1 protein-coding gene is annotated in these 568 nt (G+C 42.8%); it reads left to right on the forward strand.

The window, feature by feature from the left end; translation table 11 throughout:
- Window positions 1–11: 11 nt before the first annotated feature.
- The coding region (locus tag KK062_RS29960) for a class III lanthionine synthetase LanKC N-terminal domain-containing protein (protein WP_254088068.1) at window positions 12–568 on the forward strand (557 nt) is incomplete at its 3' end.

Here is a 568-nt window from a genome sequence, read left to right on the forward strand (position 1 = left end):
TCATTACAGCTATGCTAAAATTCGCCGAGCCCTATAACCGAATAGATAAAGAAAAAGATTTTGCAACACTATTGTCACGCGAAAAATTACGTTTTAATCCGATCGACCACCGTTTCTTGCAAGTTGGCAGAAGCAACGGCAATTCAGGGTGGTCTTTATACCTGTCGGCGTCAATTGCGGAAGTGGAGGATATGATCAAAACAGTCCTTTCCGCCTTAAAACGACATAACGTTTCTTTTAGAATACCTGCTACACTAACAGCAGCAAAAAATATACTTAATGGAAATTTCGGCGCTGAACATATCGGAAAAGTCACAACCGTCTTCCCCATTCCCACCTCGGAGGTAGTTACTTTAGCAAAAACGTTAATTCAATTAACTCACCGATGCAACGGTCCTAGTATTTACAACGCGATTTATCTTGGAGGCAGCGTATATACCCAGTTCTCCTCATTCACCCCAAGAGAATCTTACCCGATGCCGGCCAATTGCAGAGAATCATGGCCATTTTCAGATTTCATCCCAGCGCCTTCACCAATAAGTGCCATGATACTGTGGAATCGGTATGT

Origin of the sequence: Dawidia cretensis, from assembly GCF_018598175.1 — a bacterium.
GTDB lineage: Bacteria > Bacteroidota > Bacteroidia > Cytophagales > Cyclobacteriaceae > Ohtaekwangia > Ohtaekwangia cretensis.